Origin of the sequence: Caulobacter sp. UNC358MFTsu5.1, from assembly GCF_000712075.1 — a bacterium.
GTDB lineage: Bacteria > Pseudomonadota > Alphaproteobacteria > Caulobacterales > Caulobacteraceae > Caulobacter.
This window is the reverse complement of the sequence record NZ_JONW01000006.1, coordinates 22602-40815: the sequence shown is the minus strand read 5'-3', so window position 1 is coordinate 40815 and position 18214 is coordinate 22602. Positions and strand designations below refer to the sequence as shown.

Here is an 18214-nt window from a genome sequence, read left to right as displayed (position 1 = left end):
GGCGCCCTGGCCAAAGACCGTAGCAGGATCGCCGCCATGGCCGACGCCGCCCTCCCCGCCGGAACCCAGACCGCAGCCCCGCCCAAGCCGGCGGCGGCCCCTGAAGTCGACTGGGGCAAGCTGTTCCTCGGCTTCGGGGCCATGGTCATCGGCCAGTTCATGGCCATCCTCGACATCCAGATCGTGGCGGCGTCGCTGCCGCAGATCCAGGCCGGGGTGGGCGCCAGCGCCGACCAGGTCAGCTGGATCCAGACCGCCTACCTGATCCCCGAGGTCGTGATGATCCCGCTTTCGGGATATCTGTCGCGGCTGTGGGGCACCCAGCGCGTCTACCTGATCTCGTGCACCGGCTTCATCGTCATGAGCGTGCTGACGGGTCTTTCCTCGTCGATCGACATGATGATCCTGACGCGGGCCCTGCAGGGCTTCATCGGCGGGGCGATGATCCCGACGGTGTTCGCCGTGGCCTTCACCGCCTTCCCGCCCGAGCGGCGGGTGACGGCCAGCGTGATCATGGGCCTGATCGTCACCCTGGCCCCGACCGTCGGCCCCACCCTGGGCGGCCACCTGACCGAGTGGCTCAGCTGGCGCTGGCTGTTCTTCATCAACGTGCCGACCGGGCTGATCGTGCTGTTCGGCGTGGCCCGCTGGGGCCAGTTCGACAAGGGCGACCCCAGCCTGGCCAAGGGCTTCGACTGGTTCGGCCTGGCGGTCATGGCCGTCTTCCTGATGAGCATGCAGTTCGTGCTGGAGGAAGGCTCCAAGGACGGCTGGTTCGAGGACAGCGGCATCCTGGCCCTGACCGTGACGGCCGTGGTGACCGGCGCGGTCTTCATCTGGCGCTCGCTCAGCTACCGCAACCCGATCGTCGAGCTGCGGGCCTTCGCCAACCGCAACTTCAGCATCGGCGTGGCCATGACGGCCGTGTCCGGGGCCAGCCTGTTCGGCGGCACCTTCCTGCTGCCGCAGTTCCTGGGCCGGGTGCGCCACTACTCCGCGTCGGAAGTCGGCACCACCATGGTGGTCTCGGGCCTGTCGATGTTCGCCACCGGCCCGATCGCCGGCCGCCTGGTTCGCCAGATGGACCCGCGCGTGCCGATGTTCATCGGCTTCATGCTGGCCGGCTTCGGCATGTACATGGCCCACGGCGTGACCAAGGACTGGGGCTTCTGGCAGTTCGCCGGGGTCCAGGCCTGCCGCGGCGTCGGCGTGATGATCGCCATGATCGCCACCCAGCAGGTGACGATGAGCACGCTGCCGCCCAGCATGGTCAAGAACGCCTCGGGCTTGGTGAACCTGTCGCGCAACACCGGCGGGGCGGTGGGCCTGGCCCTGCTGGCCACGACCATCACCAACCAGACGGCGCTCTACTACATGGGCCTGTCGGACCAGGTCGGCCAAGGCAGCAATGCGGCCGGGATGATGGCGGGCCTGGCCGCGCGCATGCAGCAACTGGGCGTGGCCGATCCCGACGGCGCGGCGCGCAAGGCGATCAGCGGCATGCTGAGCCAGCAGGCCACGGTCCTGGCCTTCGGCGACAGCTTCACCCTGCTGGCCTACGGCTGCTTCCTGGCGGCCATCGTCTCGCTACTGGCCAAGCCGGCCAAGAACGCCCCTCCCCCGCCCTCGGACGCCCACTGATGCCCAGAGTCGCCGGACAGATTGACGTCGCCAAGACCGAAGCCATCCTCGACGCCGCCGTCGAGGTGATCGGCCAGCGCGGCCTGGGCGCGCCCATGGAGGCGATCGCCAAGCGGGCGGGCGTGTCCAAGCAGACCGTCTACAACCACTACGGCTCCAAGGCCGAGCTGATGCGGGCCCTGATGCACCGCCGCGTGGAGTCGATCACCGCCCCGCTTCGCGATCCCGGCGCCGTGGACAATCCCACCGAGACCCTGGAGGCCTACGCCCTCTCGCTGCTGGACACGGTGATCACCAACAAGAGCTATTCGATGATGCGGGTGGTCATGCTGGGCGCGGGCGAGATGCCCGACGTGGCCCAGGAGGTCTACGAGGCCGGCCCCCTCAGCGCCCGCCGCCAGCTGGCCGCCTTCCTGAAGGCCGAGACGGAGCTGGGCCGGATGAAGGTCGAGGATTTCGAGCAGGCCGCCGAGCTGTTCTCCGGCATGGTCATGGGCCAGGCCCAGATGCGCTCGCTGCTGCGCCTGCCGTCCGACAAGACGCCGGACGACTATCGCCGCCTGGCCCGGGAAGCCGCCGAGCGGTTCATGAAGGCCTACGCCGTCTAGAAGAAAGGCCCCCGCCGGAGAAGCGAGGGCCTTTTTCGTATCCTAGGCTTCGGCCTCGTCGGGCATGCCCATCATGTGGAAGCCCGCGTCGACGTGGACCACCTCGCCGGTGGTCGAGCGGCCCAGGTCCGAGGCCAGCCACAGGGCCGCGCCGGCGACGCCCTCCATCGAGGTGTCTTCCTTCATCGCCGAGAACGCCCGGCCCTGGGCGATCATGCCGCGACCGCCCGAGATGCCGGCCAGGGCCAGGGTGCGCATGGCGCCGGCCGAGATGGCGTTGCAGCGGATGCCCTTGGGGCCCAGGTCGCGGGCGATGTAGCGGGTCGAGGCCTCGAGCGCCGCCTTGGCCACGCCCATGGTGTTGTAGTTCGGGATGGTCCGCTCCGACCCCAGATAGGTCATGGTGATCAGCGAGCCGCCGTTCGGCATGATCTTGCTGGCGCGCTTGGCCACGTCCACGAAGCTGAAGGCCGAGATGTTCATGGCCAGCAGGAAACCCTCGCGGGTGGTGTTGTCCACGAACGAGCCCTTCAGCTCGTTCTTGTTGGCGAAGGCCACCGAGTGGACGACGAAGTCGATCGTGCCGAACACCTTCTCGATTTCGGCGAAGGCCGCGTCCATCGAGGCGTCGTCGGTGACGTCGGCCGGGATCATCGTCTTGACGCCGATGCTCTCGGCCAGCGGGCGCACGCGGCGCTCCAGCTCTTCGCCCTGGTAGGTGAAGGCCATCTCGGCGCCCTGGGCGGCCAGTTGGCTGGCGATGCCCCAGGCGATCGAATTGTGGTTGGCCACGCCCATGACGAGGCCCTTCTTGCCCCGCATCAGCTCGCCCTTGGGGAATGCGTAATCGTCGGCCATTGGTCGGCTCTCCTAGAATTCGTGAGCGCTAGCTAGCAGGAGGTTTCCTCCTGGGAAACCTTTCAGACGGGATCGATGTCGAAGCTCCGGGCCGGCGAACCGGCCGCGCGCGACCGGACCATGGCCTCGAACGCGCGCTCCAGCCCCCGCGCGAAGGCGGCCGGATCGAACGCCGAGGTCTCGCGGAGGGCCTTGTCCAGGCGGGTCTTCAGGCCTTCCAGCGCGACACGGTCGCCGGCCAGGCGGGCGGCTTCGGCGACATAGGCCTGTGCGTCCGGCGCGATCAGCTCGGGCAGCTCCAGCGCTGTCAGCAGCCCGGCCCCCACCCGGCTGGCGAAGCTTCGTCCCGGCAGGGTCAGCAGCGGCACGCCCATCCGCAGGGCGTCGCTGGCCGTGGTGTGGGCGCCGTAGGGCCAGGTGTCCAGCATCAGGTCGGCCAGCCCCTGCCGCGCCAGGTGCCGGGCGGGCGGGACCGGGCGGGCGAACACCAGCCGGCCGGGATCGATCCCCGCCCGTTCGGCCTCGCCCCGCAGGTTGTCGACGGCCCCGGGCCCGCCCTCGTAGAGCCAGAGCACCGAGCCCGGCGCGGCGTCCAGCACGGCCGTCCAGGCGGCGAACACCTCGGGGGTGATCTTGGCGGGGTTGTTCAGGCAGGCGAACACGAACGCGTCGTCCGGCAAACCCTCTTCGGCCCGCGTCGGCGGGGGCCCGTCGGGCTCGGCCAAGGCGTCGTTGGGCTGGTAGAGCGGCAGGCGGACCACCGCCTCGCTCCAGTCCGCCTCGGCGCCCGGCGGCAGCACCACCGCGTCGGCGATCACATAGTCCGCATAGGGCGCGGCCAGGGTCCCCGGATAGCCCAGCCAGCTGACCTGGATCGGCGCGGCGCGGTGGGCCAGGATTCCGGGGCGGCCGTCCTGGGTGTAGCCCTTCAGGTCGACGACGATGTCGACGTCCCGCTCGCGGGCCAGGGCGGCGACGGCGGCGTCGGACATCCGGCGCACGTCGATCCGGCGGTCGAACGCCGCGTCGATCCGCTCGCGCAGGGCCCCGCCCAGGTCGGGGCCGTAGGACAGGGCCAGGATCTCGAACCGCACCCGGTCGTGGGCCTCCAGCATCCCGGCCATCAGCCGGGCGGTGGCGTGATCGTGCAGGTCGGCCGACAGATAGCCGACGCGTATCCGCGCGGCCGGCGAGCGCTCGGGCCAGGGCGGCGCCGCGACGGGCGACGGGGCGACCAGGGCCGCGCAGGCCCGGTGCAGGGCCGGGTCGTCGAACACCGACAGGGCGGCGAACGGGCTGATCGCGGGACGGCCCGCCTCCAGCTCGCTCCGCACGGCCCGGCGCAGGGTCGCGTCGTCGCGCCAGTCGCAGGCTTGGCGGCGGACGTGCAGCAGGTCGCCCAGGGCGCGGGGATGGCGGGGATCGAGCGCGACCACCGCCTCCAGGTCGCGCGCCGCCTCGACCGGACGCCCCAGCAGGGTCAGCAGGGCCGCGCGGTTGGCCAGGGTCTTGGGGTCGCGTGGAGCGGCCACGCAGGCCCGGTCGTGGGCGGCCAGGGCCTCGTCGAACCGGCCGAGATCGGTCAGGGCCGCCCCCAGGTTGGACAGGGCGTCTCCGAAGCCCGGCGACAGGACCAGGGCGCGATCATAGGCCGACAGGGCTTCGACCGGACGTCCCAGGCGGCGGAGGGCCACGCCCTGGGCGTTCAGGACCGGCGGATTGTCGGGGTCGGCCGCCAGGGCCGCGGCGCAGGCCGGCAGGGCCTCCTCGAACCGCTCCAGCGCCACCAGGGCGGCGGCGCGGGCCGACAGGACGCCGGACCGGGCGGGATCGAGGGCCAGGGCCCCGTCGAGCGCCTCGAGGGCCTCGACCGTCAGCCCCAGGGCCAGTCGCGACACGCCCAGCACGTGCCAGGCGGCGATGGCGCCGGGATCGTCCCGGACCAGGCGCTCGCACAAGGCCGCCGCCTCCGCCGGCCGTCCGGCCTGGTAGAGGTCGAAGGCCTGGCGCGCGGTCATTTCCGGGCCATCAGGGGCGCGCGGTCAGGCTCAATCGGCCTTGCTGAAGATCAGCGTGCCGTTGGTGCCGCCGAAGCCGAAGCTGTTGGACATGACCGTGGTCAGCGGCTTGTCCGAGCGCTCGCGCAGGATCGGCAGGTCGGCGAACTCGGGGTCGAGGGTCTCGATGTTGGCGCTCTCGGCCGCGAAGCCGTTGTCCAGCATCAGGATCGAATAGATCGCCTCCTGCGCGCCGGCCGCGCCCAGGCTGTGGCCGGTCAGCGACTTGGTCGAGGAGATCAGCGGGGCCTTGTCGCCGAACACGTCGCGGACAGCGCCCATCTCCTTGCTGTCGCCGACGGGGGTCGAGGTGCCGTGCGGGTTCAGGTAGTCGATGGTCCGGCCGCCGGCCTGGGCCATGGCCAGCTTCATGCAGCGCGCCGCGCCCTCGCCCGACGGGGCGACCATGTCGTAGCCGTCGGAATTGGCGGCGTAGCCCACGACTTCGCCGTAGATCTTGGCCCCGCGCGCCTTGGCGTGCTCGTACTCTTCCAGGACGACGATGCCCGCGCCGCCGGCGATCACGAAGCCGTCGCGGTCCTTGTCGTAGGCGCGGCTGGCCACGGCCGGGCGGTCGTTGAAGTTGCTGCTCATCGCGCCCATGGCGTCGAACAGGTTGGACAGGGTCCAGTCCAGCTCCTCGCAGCCGCCGGCGAAGACGATGTCCTGCTTGCCCATCTGGATCTGCTCGGCGCCCGCGCCGATGCAGTGGGCGCTGGTCGCGCAGGCCGAGCTGATCGAATAGTTGATCCCGCGGATCTTGAACCAGGTCGACAGCACGGCCGACGGGCCCGAGCTCATCGCCTTGGGCACCGCGAACGGACCGATCCGCTTGGGACCCTTTTCCTGGGTCGTGGCCGCCGCCTCGACGATCACCCGGGTGGACGGGCCGCCCGAACCGACGATCAGGCCGGTGCGCTCGTTGGAGATCTGGGCCTCTTCCAGCCCGGCGTCGGCGATCGCCTGTTCCATGGCGATGTGCGCATAGGCGGTGCCCGGCGCCAGGAAGCGCGCGGCGCGGCGATCGACCAGGGCTTCCCAGCTGTCGAGCTTGACCGTGGCGTGGACCTGGCAGCGGAAGCCCAGTTCCGCGTATTCCGGCGCGGAGACCACGCCGGACTTGGCTTCACGCAGTGAGGCGAGCACCTCATTGGCGTTGTTGCCGATGGACGAGACGATTCCCAGTCCGGTGACGACGACGCGACGCATGAATAATCCTCTTCTCTTCCCCTGATCCCGAAGGGGTCGGCTCTAGGACGGCCGACCCTGCGACGGTGTCAGGACGCCATCTGATCGGCGGTGAACAGGCCGACCTTCAGGTCCTTGGTTTCGTAGATGACCTTGCCGTCGGCCTCCATGACGCCGTCCGCGATGCCCATCACCAGCTTGCGCATGATGACGCGCTTGAGGTCGATCTTGTAGGTGACCTTCTTGATGTCCGGAGTCACCTGGCCGGTGAACTTCACCTCGCCCACTCCCAGGGCGCGGCCGCGGCCGGGACCGCCGGACCAACCCAGGAAGAAGCCGACCAGCTGCCACAGGGCGTCCAGGCCCAGGCAGCCCGGCATGACCGGGTCGCCGATGAAGTGGCAGGCGAAGAACCAGAGATCGGGATTGATGTCGAACTCGGCCTCGACATAACCCTTGCCGTACTTGCCGCCCTCGGCCTCGATGCGGACGATGCGATTGAACATCAGCATCGGCGGCGCGGGCAGCTGGGCGTTGCCGGGGCCGAACAGTTCGCCACGGCCGCAGGCCAGAAGTTCGTCGTAGGTGAAGGAACTTTGTTGCATGGCCTCGCCCTAGCACGGCGGCGGGCCGCGCCTCAATGTTACTTTCGGTAACGCCTGTGATCGTCAAACGCTGCCCAGGGGCGAAAACGCCCTATTCCTTGCACTGTGCGCCGGGGGCCGCGCCCCAGATCTGGTCCTGCGGGGCCCAGCCCGATTCGCCGTCCGCCTTCAGCTTGCACCAGCCCTTTTCGCAACGATCGAGATTGGCGGTGGCCCGGCCGGCCAGATAGGCGGTGACGCGGGCCCCGGCCTTGGGCTGGGCGCGCAGCGGCAGCGGCGTGGCCTGGACCCGCATCGCCGTGCGGCGGCCGTCGGTCGTGCGCTTGTGCACCCAGGCCAGGTTGCCTTCCGGATCGCAGATGCGCCGCCATTCGCGGGTCTCGGCCACCACCTGCACCGGCAGGCCCCGGACCTTGTAGATCCACAGCAGGCGATGGGCCTCGTCGGGCCCGACGCGCGCGTTCACCTCGCCGTACTTCAGCGACACGTAGCGCGGCACCTCCATGCCCGACGGCGTGACCTTCGGCGCTTGGGCCTGAGCCCCGTCCGCGAACGCGATCAACCCGATCGCGGCGATCACCGGGGCGCCGAGCGAACGATGTTTGCAATTCGTCGGCATGTTGCTTGGCCGCATGGGGCCCCTTTGCTACAGATTTCGAACACCCGCCCGGAAACCCCGTTTGGGGAAACACCCAGCAGGCGAAGGCTTTTCGAACCGCTCATGTCAGCTCGCAAGCTCAAAGTCATCGTCACCCGCAAACTCCCCGATCCGGTGGAGACGCGGATGTGCGAGCTGTTCGACACCCAGCTGAACGTCACCGACAAACCCTTGACGGCCGATGAACTGGTCGAGGCGATGAACCAGGCCGACGTCCTGGTGCCCACCATCACCGACCGCATCGACAGCCGCCTGCTGTCGCGGGCCGGCGACCGTCTCAAGCTGATCGCCAATTTCGGCGCCGGCGTCGACAACATCGACGTCGCCACGGCCAACGCCCGGGGCATCATCGTCACCAACACCCCCGGCGTGCTGACCGAGGACACCGCCGACCTGACCATGACCCTGATCATGGCCGCCTCGCGCCGGGTGGTCGAAGGCGCCGAGGTGGTCAAGGCGGGCGGCTTCCACGGCTGGTCGCCGACCTGGATGCTGGGCCGCCGCCTGTGGGGCAAGCGCCTGGGCATCATCGGCATGGGCCGCATCGGCCAGGCCGTGGCCCGCCGCGCCAAGGCCTTCGGCATGCAGGTGCACTACCACAACCGCAAGCCCGTCAGCCCCCGCATCGCCGAGGAGGTCGGGGCCACCTACTGGGAGAGCCTGGACCAGATGCTGGCCCGGATGGACTTCATCTCGGTCAACTGCCCGCACACCCCGGCCACCTACCATCTGCTGTCGGCCCGCCGGCTCAAGCTGCTGCGGCCGCAGAGCATCATCGTCAACACTGCCCGCGGCGAGGTGATCGACGAAGGGGCCCTGGCCAACATGCTGGCGCGCGGCGAGATCGCCGGGGCGGGACTGGACGTCTACGAGCACGAGCCGGCCATCAACCCCAAGCTCCTGAAGCTGCCCAACGTCGTGCTCCTGCCCCACATGGGCTCGGCCACGGTCGAAGGCCGCGTCGACATGGGCGAGAAGGTCATCGTCAACGTGAAGACCTTCATGGACGGCCACCGCCCGCCGGACCGAGTGATCCCGTCGATGCTGTAGCGGGTCAGCCCCCGCAGCTCGGACACGCCGGGTCGGCGCCGATCCGCACCGTGCGGGTCTCGGCCGCCAGGGCGTCGTAGATCAGGAGGCGTCCGGTCAGGGTATGGCCGGCGCCGGTGATCGTCTTCACAGCCTCCAGCGCCATCATCGAGCCGATCACCCCGGCCAGGGCCCCGACCACCCCGACCAGGGCGCAGGTCTCGGCGTCGGGCGGGATCTCCGGCACCAGGCACCGGTAGCAGGGCTTTCCCTGGAACACCCCGACCTGGCCGGTCCAGCGGCCCAGGGCGCCGCTGACCAGGGTCTTGCCTTCGGCCAGGCAGGCGTCGCTGACGGCGAAGCGGGTGGCGAAGTCGTCGGTGCCGTCCAGCACCAGGTCATACCCCGATATGACCGCGCGGGCGTTGGCCTCACCCAGCCATACCGGATGGGTTTCGACGGTCAGGTGCGGGTTCAGGGCCGTCAGGTGTTCGGCGGCGGCCTCGACCTTGGGCCGGCCCGTGTCGGCGGTGGCGAACAGCACTTGGCGCTGCAGGTTCGACAGCGAGACCGTGTCGGCGTCGACCAGGCCCAGGGTGCCGACCCCGGCGGCGGCCAGATAGAGGGCGGCGGGCGCGCCCAGCCCCCCGGCCCCGACCACCAGAACCCGCGCCGCCTTCAGCTTCTGCTGGCCCGGCCCGCCGATCTCGCGCAGCACCAGATGGCGGGCGTAGCGTTCGACCTCGGCCTCGGAAAAGCTCATCGCGCTTGACCCTCAACGTCCGCCTCGCCACATGCGAAGCCATGCAAAGCTCGAATTCCTTCCCCGACTGGCACGGCACGACCATTCTGGCGGTGCGCAAGAACGGTCAGACCGTGATCGCCGGCGACGGACAGGTCTCCATGGGCCCAACCGTCGTCAAGGGCAACGCCCGCAAGGTACGGCGCCTGGCCGGCGGCAAGGTGGTGGCCGGCTTCGCCGGGGCCACCGCCGACGCCTTCACCCTGATCGAGCGGCTGGAGGCCAAGCTGGAGCAGTATCCCGACCAGCTGGCCCGCGCCTGCGTGGACCTGGCCAAGGACTGGCGCACCGACCGCTACCTGCGCCGGCTGGAAGCCATGCTGCTGGTGGCCGACGCCACCTCGATCTACACGGTCACCGGTGTCGGCGACGTGCTGGAGCCGGGCGAAAGCCAGGGCGGCGGCTCGGTGGCGGCCATCGGCTCGGGCGGCAACTACGCCCTGGCGGCGGCCAAGGCGCTGATCGACCAGGACCTGAGCGCCGAGGAGATCGCCCGGCGCGCGATGGCCATCGCCGCCGAGATCTGCGTCTACACCAACGGCAACCTGACGGTCGAAAGCCTGTAAGGCCTTCAAGTTACGGCGAATTCACGAGCGGACGGCGCGTCCGCGCGCTTAGCTGCGGGCGGGAGGGACCCTTCATGCTCAAGACCGCTCTGATCGCCTGCGCCCTGCTGGCCGCCACGCCGGCCCTGGCCGCGACCCCGTCGCCCGCCTCGTCTTCGCCTGGGGAGATCGAGAAGGCCGAGCGCGCCTTCGCGGCCGACGGCGCGGCCCTGGGGATCCGGGACTCGTTCCTGGCCCACATGGCCGACGACGCCATCGTCTTCTCGCCCGGGCCGGTCAGCGCCAAGGCGCTGTACGCGGCGCGGCCCTCCAGCAAGACGCCGAAGCTGGAATGGTGGCCGCAGCGCGTGGTCATCGCCCGCTCGGGCGACCTGGGCCTGTCGGTCGGCCCCTGGGCCATCAACGGCAAGCGCGGCGCCTACTACGCCACCATCTGGCGCAAGGAACCCGACGGGACCTGGAAGTGGGTCTATGACGGCGGCGGCGACGCCGACGGCGGCAAGGGCCCCGATCCCGCCACCCCCTCCACCCAGGGCCCGACGGCCACGAAGGGCGCGGGAAGCCCGGCCGCCGGCTTCGCCCAGGCCCGCGCCGCCGAGGACCGGCTCGCCAAGGCCGCGGCCCAGGACGCGGCGGGCGCCTATGACGCGGTCCTGAGCCCGGACGCCCTGCTGACCGGTCCCGGCGGGACCAAGACCCTGGCCGTCGACGACCTGGAAGGCCGCCGCAAGCTGCGTCCCGCCGCCCTGACCCTGACCCCGGTCGGCGGCGGAGCCTCCAGCGCCGGCGACCTGGTCTGGATCCACGGCCAGGCGCAATGGACGGCCGACGGTCCCAAACCCGTCGCCGCGCACTATATGCATGTCTGGCAAAGGCGCGCCGAAGGGTGGCGCCTGATCTTCGAGACCCTGATCAACGACACATGACCGAATTCTCCCCCCGCGAAATCGTCTCCGAGCTGGACCGCTACATCGTCGGCCATATCGAGGCGAAGAAAGCCGTGGCCGTGGCCCTGCGCAACCGCTGGCGTCGGCGCCGCGTGCCGGACGACCTGCGTGACGAGGTCACCCCCAAGAACATCCTGCTGATCGGCCCCACGGGCGTGGGCAAGACCGAGATCGCCCGCCGCCTGGCCAAGCTGGCCCAGGCGCCGTTCCTGAAGGTCGAGGCCACCAAGTTCACCGAGGTGGGCTATGTGGGCCGCGACGTCGACCAGATCGTCCGCGACCTGGTCGAGAGCGCCCTGTCCATGGTCCGCGACAAGCGCCGGGCGGGCGTGAAAGCCAAGGCCGAGGCTGCGGCCGAGGAGCGCATCCTCGACGCCCTGACCGGTCCCGGCGCCAGCGCCGCCCGCGACAGCTTCCGCAAGAAGCTGCGGGCCGGCGAGCTGGACGACAAGGAAGTGGAGCTGCAGCTGGCCGACACCGGCGGCGGCGGCATGTTCGAGATCCCCGGCCAGCCCGGCGCCTCGGTGCTGAACCTGTCGGAGATGATGAAGTCGTTCGGCGGCGGCGGCCGCACCAAGACCCACAAGACCACCGTGGTCGGCGCCTGGGCCCCGCTGATCGCCGAGGAGAGCGACAAGCTGCTGGACCAGGAGGCCCTGACGCAGGAGGCCCTGGAACTGGCCGAGAACCACGGCATCGTCTTCCTGGACGAGATCGACAAGGTCGCGTCCTCCAGCCAGCGCGGCGGCGCCGACGTCTCCCGCGAGGGCGTGCAGCGCGACCTGCTGCCGCTGATCGAGGGCACGACGGTCTCGACCAAGTACGGGCCGGTGAAGACCGACCACATCCTGTTCATCGCCTCGGGCGCCTTCCACGTGGCCAAGCCGTCGGACCTGCTGCCCGAGCTGCAGGGCCGCCTGCCGATCCGGGTGGAGCTGAAGGGCCTGACCCGCGACGACCTGCGCCGCATCCTCACCGAGCCGGAAGCCAACCTGATCCGCCAGCACCAGGCCCTGATGCTGACCGAGGGCGTGACCCTGGTGTTCAGCGACGAGGCCATCGACGCCGTCGCCGACGCGGCCGTGGCGGTCAACGCCTCGGTCGAGAACATCGGCGCTCGCCGGCTGCAGACCATCCTGGAGAAGGTGGTCGAGGAGATCAGCTTCTCGGCCGCCGACCGCTCCGGCGAGACGGTCACCGTGGACGCGGCCTATGTGAACGACCGCATCGGCGCCCTGGCGGGCAACGCCGACTTGAGCCGCTTCATCCTCTGAAGTCCCGCCAGTCGTCCTCGACCCCGCGCGCGGCCGCCTTGGCGTGGCCGCGCAGCCAGCCGGACTGCAAGCTGGCCAGGTGACCCGCCACGGCCGCGCGGTCGCCCGCGTGGCAGGCGGCGATCTCGCGGCCCATAGCCGTCAGCATGTCGATCGACAGCAGATCGTCGGCCGAGTCCTCGGCTTCGATCTTGCGGCTGTTGGGCGACAGGCGGCGGACCACCAGGCCGTCCGCGACGCGGTAGTGCGGATCGACCGCCCGGAACCGGCCCTCGGCCAGCTCGCCGCCTCGGATCGACGGGTCGCCGCCATGGCGCAGCGTCCAGGCCGAGACGACCACCGCCTTGACCTCGCGCAGCACGGGGCCGCCCCGCCAGTCGGCCCGGGCCACGAAACGCGGCCGGCCCAGGCTGCCGACGCCGGCCGTGCGCGGGAAGGTCTCGAAGGGTCCCGTCGGATCCGGCAAGGCGCCCCGCAGGGCCTGGGCGTAGCGGGCCCCGATCGGCCGCGCCTCGGTCGTCATGAACTTCGCCCAGAACCGGGTGCGTTCCTTCTCGGGCAGCATGACCGCCTCGCGCAGCCACCGGTGGTCCCGCTCGAGGATGAACGGCTCGGGCGCGAGGAGACCCTGCCGATAGCCCTCGGCGACGGCGTCGCAGATGTCGCCGGCGTCGGGGTCCTTGCCGTCGCGGGCCAGCAGGGCGCTGGCCGCCAGCCTCACCAGGTCCAGCGGCCAGGGCATGACGGCCGCGTCGTCGAAATCGTTGGCGCCCCAGACCAGCCGGCCCTCGGCGTCGCGCCAGCAGCCGAAATTCTCGACATGGGTGTCGCCGATCGCCAGCACCGGCGGGGCCGAGGCCAGGTCCGGACAGACCTCGAGGACGGTCTCGGCCCAGCGCCAATAGGTCGCCCGCAGGAACGCGAACGCGCCCTGGCGCATCTTGTCGTGCTTCCTGGCCAGATCGGCCTCGACCAGGTCGCCGCCCAGGGCCGCGCCCAGCCAGGTCTCGTAGGCCTTGGCCGAAGCCTTGATCGAGGCGGTCATGGGCGGTTCCTCGAGGGCGGTCTCGGCGAGACTAGGCCCTGGAGCGTCAGGCCGAAAGCCGGGCGCCGGCCTCCACCGCCTCCATGCCCAGGATCGCGGCCTTGCGGCCCAGGCCCCAATGATAGCCGGTCAGCCGCCCGTCCTTGGCGATGGCCCGGTGGCAGGGGATCAGCAGCGAGATCGGATTGGCTCCGATCGCCCCGCCGGTGGCCTGGTAGGCCCGGGGCTTGCCCGCCCAGGCGGCGATCTCCCCATAGGTGCTGGTCTGGCCGGGCGGGATGCGCAGCAGGGCCTTCCAGACCTGGACGTTGAACGGCGAGCCGATCAGCACCACCGGCAGGGGCTGGTCGCCGCCGTGGAAGGCGTGGATGGCGGTCTGGGCCGCCGCCTCGTCGTCGCGGCGCCAGTCGGCGGCCGGAAAGCGCCGGTGCATGTCGTCGAAGGTCGCCGCGTCGTCGCCGTCCGAGAAGGCCAGGCCCGCCAGGCCGCGCGGGGCCATGACGAACAGGCCCTTGCCGTAGGGCGTGGGCGCCCAGCCCCAGGTCAGGCTGATCCCCTCCCCGCGCCGGCGCACGTCGCCGGGGGTGACCGCCTCCTGGGCGATGAACAGGTCGTGCAGCCGCGAGGGGCCCGAAAGGCCGGCGTCGTAGGCCGCGTCGAGCACGCTGGCCCCCTCCTCCAGCGACCGCCGGGCCTCGGCGTGGGCGATGGCGGCGACGAAGGTCTTGGGGCTGACCCCGGCCCAGCGGCTGAACACCCGCTGGAAATGGAACGGCGACAGGCCGACGGCCTGGGCGGCCTCGTCCAGGGACGGGCGTTCCTGCCAGCGGTCGGCCAGCCAGGCCAGGGCCTTGGCCATGCGGTCGTAGTCGGCCGACCGCTCGGTCAGGTGGGCGAAGGCTTGCGAGGGGGAGATATCGAGGGCCATGGGGGAGAAGATAGTGGTTTGGGCGAACGCCGTCCGCCCGGTTCTTGCGGCCCTATGCGTGCCGTTCAGCGCGGGCCTTCAGGATCGCCCGCTCCAGCGCCTGGGCGAAGTCCACCCGCTCGGGCGGGCTCAAGGCGCGGCCCAGGGTCAGGCGCTTGCGCGACATCATCAGCCGCACCCGGGTCTCGTGCTCGCCCGGCTGGTCGACGCCGACGCGGGTGAAGGCGGTGGGCGAGGTCCAGATCACCCGCGCGCCCTTCTCGTCCTCGCGGCTGACGGTCACGGCCTCGGCGGTGACCCGCACCCGTTCGGACCGCTCGGCGGCCCGGAAGCTGGCCCGCATGGCCAGCACCACCGCCAGGACGTCCAGCCCCAGGAACGGCAGCACCGGCGGCGCGCCGACCACCAGCAGGAACACCGCGACCATCAGGTTGAAGGCGATCATCACGCCCAGCACGACGTACAGCCCGCGCCGGCTCATCGAGCGGTTCGGCTTGATCACGGCGTCCATGTACAGCGGCGCGGCCATGGCGCTGATTTAGGCTTCGCCCCACGCCTTGGCGAGAGGCGCGCATCACGGCATGGTCGCCGCCCATGGCCAAGCCCGCTCGCAAACCCTCCAAGCCCCTCGTGAAGAAGCGCCCCGCCGCCAAACGCGTCTCGCCGGCCGAGCGCGAGCGCGTCGAGGTGCTGTTCTCGCGGTTCGAGAGCCTGGAGCACCACCCCAAGACCGAGCTGCACTATTCCAACCCCTACACCCTGGTGACCGCCGTGGCCCTATCGGCCCAGGCCACCGACGTGCAGGTGAACAAGGCCACCGGCCCGCTGTTCGCCGAGGTCGACAGCGCCGCCAAGATGCTGGAGCTGGGGGAAGCGGGGCTGGTGCCCTACATCGCCTCGATCGGCCTGTTCCGCACCAAGGCCAAGAACGTCATCGCCGCCGCCCGCATCCTGGTCGATCAATACGGCGGCGAGGTGCCGCTGAACCGCCAGGCGCTGGAAAGCCTGCCCGGCGTGGGCCGCAAGACCGCCAGCGTGGTGCTCAACGAGCTGGACATCGAACCGGCCATCGCCGTCGACACCCACGTGTTCCGCGTCTCGCACCGCCTGAAGCTGTCGGCCGGCAAGACGCCGGACGCGGTCGAGGACGACCTGATGCGCATCGTGCCCGACCGCTTCAAGACCCGAGCGCACCATTGGCTGATCCTGCACGGGCGCTATGTCTGCGTGGCGCGGAAGCCCAAGTGCGAAATCTGCCGGATCGCGGACCTGTGCCCGTCTAGAGAACTATTCCTCGGCGCATAGGCGGCGAACACTTGCCCCCTACGGATCGCTTCGCGACCGTCTTCCCCCGGAGGGGGAAGAGCGCTGGTGCGAAGGCTCCGCCCCCTATGGGGGCGGACGGGCGGCGAAGCCGCCAGGTGGGGGCAAGTGGGCGAGCTACAGCGCCCGTTCCACCGCCGCCGCGAACGCCGCCCCGTCGTCGTGCACGTGCTCCAGGAACAGGTCCGGTTCGATGACCTCCAGCTCCATCAGCTGCGGCGCGCCGTCCAGGCCCCGGATCAGGTCGACGCGGGCGTAGGTCAGGGGGGCTCCAGCCGCCTTCAGCACCATCTCGGCCGCGTGCAGGGCCTCGGGCTCGGGCGCGACGCCGCTGACCTGGCCGCCGAACTGCGGCTGGACCCGGAAGTCGCCGGCCACGGCCACCTTGGTCACCGCGTGGCTGAACACGCCGTCGAAATAGAACAGCGACAGCTCGCCCTCCTCGCCCACGGCCGGCAGGAACGGCTGGATCAGGGCCGGACCGGTCGTGCAGCCGGTCAGGCCGTCGGCGTGGCGCAGCTTGACCGTGTCCTGCGAGCCGCCCGAGATCTGCGGCTTGGTCACCAGCACGTCGACGCCGAACACGTCGCGGGCGTGGTCCAGGGCCTCCAGGGTCAGGCGGTCCACGGCATGGGTCGGCACGACGGGTGCGCCCTTGGCGGCCAGATCGGCCAGATAGGTCTTGGTGGTGTTCCAGCGCAGCACCGACACCGGATTGGCCAGGCGCGCGCCGGCGGCCTCCAGGGCGTCCAGCCGGGCGAACCACTCCTCCGACCGCAGATGATAGCCCCAGCTGAGCAGCGGCAGCACCACGCGGGCGCCGGCCGTGTCGGCGTCGACCCAGCTGGCGGCCGAGACCTCCAGCCCTCGGGCCCGTAGCGGCGCCGCCAGGCGCTCAAACAGCGGCGACCAGCTGTTGGCGAAGCGGGGTTCGTCGGGCGCGGGGGCGAGGATAAGGACGTCGGTCATACTTCTGGCGGTAGAACGCCGTGATCGCCGGGGCAAGGCTCGCGTTGCCTTGCGGGCCCCGATCCGGTACTCCGCGCGCGTCGCCCATTCGAAAAAGGCCTTCCATGACCGCTCTCTACGACGTCGCCGCCATCGGCAACGCCATCGTCGATGTCATCGCCCAGTGCGACGACGCCTTCCTGGAGCGGGAGGGCCTGGTGAAGGGCTCCATGGCCCTGATCGATCCGGCCCGCGCGGCCAGCCTGTACGACGTCATGTCGGCGGCCATCGAGGCCTCGGGCGGTTCGGCCGCCAACACCGCCGCCGGCGTCGCCAGCTTCGGCGGCAAGGTGGCCTTCATCGGCAAGGTCGCCGACGACCAGCTGGGCGGCGTGTTCCGCCACGACATGCAGGCCATCGGCTGCGCCTTCACCACCCCGCCGCTGGCCGAAGGCCCGGCCACGGCCCAGAGCCTGATCAACGTCACGCCGGACGCCCAGCGCACGATGTCGACCTATCTGGGCGCCTGCGTCGAGCTGAACCCGGCCGACGTCGACCCGGCGATCATCGAGGCCGCCAGCTATTCGTACCTGGAAGGCTATCTGTTCGACCCGCCCGAAGCCCGCCGCGCCTTCGCCAAGGCCGCCGCCCTGAGCCACGGCGCCGGTCGCAAGATCGCCCTGACCCTCAGCGACAGCTTCGTCGTCGACCGCCACCGCGGCGGCCTGCTGGGCTTCATCGAGACCCAGTGCGACATCGTCTTCGCCAACGAGAGCGAGATCTGCTCGCTGTTCGAGACCACCGACTTCGACGCCGCCGTGAAGGCCCTGGCCAGCCGGGTCGAGATCGCCGCGGTCACCCGCAGCGAAAAAGGCTCGATCGTCGCCTCCGGAGCGGCCTTGCACGAAATCTCGGCCTATCCGGTGGAAAAAGTCGTGGACACGACCGGCGCGGGCGACCAATACGCCGCAGGTTTCCTCTACGGCCTCTCCCAGGGGCGTCCGCTGCCGGTCTGCGGCCAGCTGGGCTCGCTGGCCGCCGCCGAGGTGATCGACCACTACGGTCCGCGCCCGCAGGTCAGCCTGCGGGAACTGGCCGCCAAGAACGGCCTCTAGAGCCAAGAACGGACTGTAAGGACGCAGATGGCCCGCACCGCTGAAGTGGTCCGCGAGACGAAGGAGACCCAGATCCGGGTCTGGATCGATCTCGACGGGACCGGCGCCTCGACGATCTCCACCGGCATCGGTTTCTACGACCACATGCTGGAGAGCTTCGCGCGCCACGGCGGCTTCGATCTGAAGGTCGAGACCAAGGGCGATCTGCACATCGACATGCACCACACGGTGGAAGACACCGGGATCGTGCTGGGCCAGGCGATCAACAAGGCGCTGGACGGCTTCAAGGGCATCCGGCGCTTCGGCGCGGCCTATATCCCGATGGACGAGACCCTGACGCGCTGCGCCATCGACCTGTCCAACCGGCCCTATCTGATCTGGAAGGTCGACTTCAAGCGGCCCAAGGTCGGCGAGATGGACACCGAGCTCTTCAAGGAGTTCCACCACGCCTTCGCGATGAACTGCGGAGCCTGCGTGCACCTGGAGACGTTGTACGGCGACAACACCCACCACGTCGCCGAGAGCGGTTTCAAGGCCCTGGCCCGGGCGCTGCGCCAGGCGGTCGAGCTGGACCCCAAGACCGGCGGCCATGCCCCCTCCACCAAGGGCGTGCTGTAGGAAG

Annotated in this window: 19 protein-coding genes; 9 read left to right on the top strand and 10 right to left on the bottom strand. The window is 70.5% G+C overall.

Annotated elements, in window-relative coordinates; all coding sequences use genetic code 11:
• Positions 1–36: 36 nt before the first annotated feature.
• Positions 37–1641, top strand: a complete 1605-nt coding sequence (locus BR39_RS0108905; RefSeq protein WP_029910168.1) for a DHA2 family efflux MFS transporter permease subunit — start codon at positions 37–39, stop codon at positions 1639–1641.
• Complete coding sequence (locus tag BR39_RS0108900; protein ID WP_029910164.1) at positions 1641–2249, top strand: TetR/AcrR family transcriptional regulator; 609 nt, start codon at positions 1641–1643, stop codon at positions 2247–2249. The genes BR39_RS0108905 and BR39_RS0108900 overlap by 1 nt, the downstream gene beginning before the upstream one ends.
• 42 nt (positions 2250–2291) lie before the next feature.
• On the opposite strand, the gene BR39_RS0108895 is transcribed toward BR39_RS0108900, so the two are convergent.
• The 5 genes from BR39_RS0108895 to BR39_RS0108875 form a co-directional block, all read right to left on the bottom strand.
• Positions 2292–3107, bottom strand: a complete 816-nt coding sequence (locus BR39_RS0108895) for an enoyl-ACP reductase (RefSeq protein ID WP_029910162.1) — start codon at positions 3105–3107, stop codon at positions 2292–2294.
• Positions 3108–3169: 62 nt separating this feature from the next.
• Positions 3170–5125, bottom strand: a complete 1956-nt coding sequence (locus BR39_RS0108890) for a tetratricopeptide repeat protein (protein WP_051695342.1) — start codon at positions 5123–5125, stop codon at positions 3170–3172.
• A gap of 30 nt (positions 5126–5155) precedes the next feature.
• A complete protein-coding gene (fabB, locus tag BR39_RS0108885; RefSeq protein ID WP_029910155.1) occupies positions 5156–6373 on the bottom strand; it encodes a beta-ketoacyl-ACP synthase I in 1218 nt (405 codons plus the stop codon).
• Between the two features lie 68 nt (positions 6374–6441).
• Positions 6442–6957 carry a 3-hydroxyacyl-[acyl-carrier-protein] dehydratase FabA gene (gene fabA / locus BR39_RS0108880; RefSeq protein WP_029910152.1) on the bottom strand — a complete coding sequence of 172 codons (516 nt, stop codon included), beginning with the start codon at positions 6955–6957 and terminating at the stop codon, positions 6442–6444.
• Between the two features lie 91 nt (positions 6958–7048).
• Positions 7049–7576 (bottom strand): SH3 domain-containing protein, encoded by a 528-nt coding sequence (locus BR39_RS0108875; RefSeq protein ID WP_051695341.1) that lies wholly within the window; start codon positions 7574–7576, stop codon positions 7049–7051.
• Between the two features lie 102 nt (positions 7577–7678).
• Here BR39_RS0108875 and BR39_RS0108870 point away from each other — a divergent pair, with 102 nt between their 5' ends.
• Positions 7679–8665 (top strand): D-glycerate dehydrogenase, encoded by a 987-nt coding sequence (locus BR39_RS0108870; RefSeq protein WP_029910147.1) that lies wholly within the window; start codon positions 7679–7681, stop codon positions 8663–8665.
• A 4-nt stretch (positions 8666–8669) separates the two neighbouring features.
• Here BR39_RS0108870 and BR39_RS0108865 read toward each other — a convergent pair whose 3' ends face one another.
• Positions 8670–9407, bottom strand: coding sequence for a molybdopterin-synthase adenylyltransferase MoeB (locus tag BR39_RS0108865; protein WP_029910144.1), 738 nt, complete (start codon positions 9405–9407; stop codon positions 8670–8672).
• Positions 9408–9412: 5 nt separating this feature from the next.
• Between BR39_RS0108865 and hslV the strand changes: the two genes are divergently transcribed.
• The 3 genes from hslV to hslU all read left to right on the top strand — a co-directional run bounded on the left by hslV (position 9413) and on the right by hslU (position 12233).
• Positions 9413–10012: an ATP-dependent protease subunit HslV gene (gene hslV, locus BR39_RS0108860; protein WP_197026668.1), complete on the top strand. Its 600-nt coding sequence runs from the start codon at positions 9413–9415 to the stop codon at positions 10010–10012.
• A gap of 74 nt (positions 10013–10086) precedes the next feature.
• Positions 10087–10938 (top strand): DUF4440 domain-containing protein, encoded by an 852-nt coding sequence (locus BR39_RS0108855; RefSeq protein WP_029910125.1) that lies wholly within the window; start codon positions 10087–10089, stop codon positions 10936–10938.
• Positions 10935–12233: an ATP-dependent protease ATPase subunit HslU gene (hslU, locus tag BR39_RS0108850; protein WP_029910123.1), complete on the top strand. Its 1299-nt coding sequence runs from the start codon at positions 10935–10937 to the stop codon at positions 12231–12233. The genes BR39_RS0108855 and hslU overlap by 4 nt, the downstream gene beginning before the upstream one ends.
• On the opposite strand, the gene BR39_RS0108845 is transcribed toward hslU, so the two are convergent.
• The 3 genes from BR39_RS0108845 to BR39_RS0108835 are packed head-to-tail and all read right to left on the bottom strand — an operon-like array spanning position 12223 to position 14735.
• Positions 12223–13278, bottom strand: coding sequence for a DUF2252 family protein (locus tag BR39_RS0108845; RefSeq protein ID WP_029910121.1), 1056 nt, complete (start codon positions 13276–13278; stop codon positions 12223–12225). The two genes, hslU and BR39_RS0108845, sit on opposite strands and share 11 nt — an antisense overlap.
• A gap of 46 nt (positions 13279–13324) precedes the next feature.
• Positions 13325–14206 carry a methylated-DNA--[protein]-cysteine S-methyltransferase gene (locus BR39_RS0108840; RefSeq protein ID WP_029910119.1) on the bottom strand — a complete coding sequence of 294 codons (882 nt, stop codon included), beginning with the start codon at positions 14204–14206 and terminating at the stop codon, positions 13325–13327.
• A gap of 52 nt (positions 14207–14258) precedes the next feature.
• Positions 14259–14735: a DUF2244 domain-containing protein gene (locus BR39_RS0108835; protein WP_029910117.1), complete on the bottom strand. Its 477-nt coding sequence runs from the start codon at positions 14733–14735 to the stop codon at positions 14259–14261.
• 65 nt (positions 14736–14800) lie between these two features.
• Between BR39_RS0108835 and nth the strand changes: the two genes are divergently transcribed.
• Positions 14801–15511, top strand: coding sequence for an endonuclease III (gene nth, locus BR39_RS0108830; RefSeq protein ID WP_029910115.1), 711 nt, complete (start codon positions 14801–14803; stop codon positions 15509–15511).
• Positions 15512–15646: 135 nt separating this feature from the next.
• Here the strand turns inward: nth and BR39_RS0108825 are convergent, their stop codons facing one another.
• Positions 15647–16498 (bottom strand): RimK family alpha-L-glutamate ligase, encoded by an 852-nt coding sequence (locus BR39_RS0108825; RefSeq protein ID WP_029910113.1) that lies wholly within the window; start codon positions 16496–16498, stop codon positions 15647–15649.
• A 104-nt stretch (positions 16499–16602) separates the two neighbouring features.
• Here BR39_RS0108825 and BR39_RS0108820 point away from each other — a divergent pair, with 104 nt between their 5' ends.
• Both BR39_RS0108820 and hisB read left to right on the top strand, forming a co-directional pair.
• Entirely contained in the window at positions 16603–17592 is a 990-nt protein-coding gene (locus tag BR39_RS0108820; RefSeq protein ID WP_029910111.1) for an adenosine kinase, read from the top strand.
• A 27-nt stretch (positions 17593–17619) separates the two neighbouring features.
• Positions 17620–18210, top strand: coding sequence for an imidazoleglycerol-phosphate dehydratase HisB (gene hisB, locus BR39_RS0108815; RefSeq protein ID WP_029910108.1), 591 nt, complete (start codon positions 17620–17622; stop codon positions 18208–18210).
• The last annotated feature ends 4 nt before the right edge of the window (positions 18211–18214 follow it).

Excerpts from the sequence above, each read along its gene's own strand:
- nth (WP_029910115.1), top strand. The coding sequence starts at position 14,801 with ATGGCCAAGCCCGCTCGCAAACCCTCCAAGCCCCTCGTGAAGAAGCGC.
- BR39_RS0108845 (WP_029910121.1), bottom strand. The coding sequence starts at position 13,278 with ATGACCGCCTCGATCAAGGCTTCGGCCAAGGCCTACGAGACCTGGCTG.
- fabA (WP_029910152.1), bottom strand. The coding sequence starts at position 6,957 with ATGCAACAAAGTTCCTTCACCTACGACGAACTTCTGGCCTGCGGCCGT.
- BR39_RS0108905 (WP_029910168.1), top strand. The coding sequence starts at position 37 with ATGGCCGACGCCGCCCTCCCCGCCGGAACCCAGACCGCAGCCCCGCCC.
- BR39_RS0108840 (WP_029910119.1), bottom strand. The coding sequence starts at position 14,206 with ATGGCCCTCGATATCTCCCCCTCGCAAGCCTTCGCCCACCTGACCGAG.
- fabB (WP_029910155.1), bottom strand. The coding sequence starts at position 6,373 with ATGCGTCGCGTCGTCGTCACCGGACTGGGAATCGTCTCGTCCATCGGC.
- BR39_RS0108835 (WP_029910117.1), bottom strand. The coding sequence starts at position 14,735 with ATGGCCGCGCCGCTGTACATGGACGCCGTGATCAAGCCGAACCGCTCG.
- hisB (WP_029910108.1), top strand. The coding sequence starts at position 17,620 with ATGGCCCGCACCGCTGAAGTGGTCCGCGAGACGAAGGAGACCCAGATC.
- BR39_RS0108895 (WP_029910162.1), bottom strand. The coding sequence starts at position 3,107 with ATGGCCGACGATTACGCATTCCCCAAGGGCGAGCTGATGCGGGGCAAG.
- BR39_RS0108870 (WP_029910147.1), top strand. The coding sequence starts at position 7,679 with ATGTCAGCTCGCAAGCTCAAAGTCATCGTCACCCGCAAACTCCCCGAT.
- BR39_RS0108825 (WP_029910113.1), bottom strand. The coding sequence starts at position 16,498 with ATGACCGACGTCCTTATCCTCGCCCCCGCGCCCGACGAACCCCGCTTC.
- BR39_RS0108890 (WP_051695342.1), bottom strand. The coding sequence starts at position 5,125 with ATGACCGCGCGCCAGGCCTTCGACCTCTACCAGGCCGGACGGCCGGCG.
- hslU (WP_029910123.1), top strand. The coding sequence starts at position 10,935 with ATGACCGAATTCTCCCCCCGCGAAATCGTCTCCGAGCTGGACCGCTAC.
- BR39_RS0108900 (WP_029910164.1), top strand. The coding sequence starts at position 1,641 with ATGCCCAGAGTCGCCGGACAGATTGACGTCGCCAAGACCGAAGCCATC.
- BR39_RS0108875 (WP_051695341.1), bottom strand. The coding sequence starts at position 7,576 with ATGCCGACGAATTGCAAACATCGTTCGCTCGGCGCCCCGGTGATCGCC.
- BR39_RS0108855 (WP_029910125.1), top strand. The coding sequence starts at position 10,087 with ATGCTCAAGACCGCTCTGATCGCCTGCGCCCTGCTGGCCGCCACGCCG.
- BR39_RS0108820 (WP_029910111.1), top strand. The coding sequence starts at position 16,603 with ATGACCGCTCTCTACGACGTCGCCGCCATCGGCAACGCCATCGTCGAT.
- BR39_RS0108865 (WP_029910144.1), bottom strand. The coding sequence starts at position 9,407 with ATGAGCTTTTCCGAGGCCGAGGTCGAACGCTACGCCCGCCATCTGGTG.